At 40.8% G+C, this 431-nt stretch carries 1 protein-coding gene; it reads left to right on the forward strand.

Going from position 1 to position 431, the window contains the following annotated elements; translation table 11 throughout:
- Positions 1-96: 96 nt before the first annotated feature.
- The coding region (gene tnpA / locus QTN94_RS20705; protein ID WP_331428695.1) for an IS200/IS605 family transposase at positions 97-431 on the forward strand (335 nt) is incomplete at its 3' end.

A 431-nucleotide genomic window follows, 5' to 3' on the forward strand; every position in this document is an offset into this window, starting at 1 on the left:
TTAGAAGGTGGTGATCGTTCCTTTGGGCTATGCCCGAAGAACGCTCATGTTCAAGATGTCCTCGTTTGTAACCAGCAAATGAAGGAAATAAAGAACATGAGCAGATATGAATCCGCCTCACTATATTACAGGTGTCAGTACCACATAGTCTGGACGCCAAAGTACCGCCTGAAAATCTTAAAAGGTAATTTGGGTAAGGAGCTTTACCGGAGCATCTATATCTACAGTAATATGAAGAACTGTAAGGTTGTAGAGCTGAATGTTCAATTAGACCACGTACATCTGGTCGTGAGATTGCCACCTAGTTTAAGTGTTTCGACATATATGGGCTTTGTAAAAGGACGAACCGCAATTCGCCTATTTAACAAATTTCCGTACTTAAGAAAGAAGAAATTATGGGGCAACAAATTTTGGCAAAGAGGCTACTTCGT

The organism is Vibrio sp. M250220, from assembly GCF_036533795.1.
Lineage (GTDB): Bacteria > Pseudomonadota > Gammaproteobacteria > Enterobacterales > Vibrionaceae > Vibrio.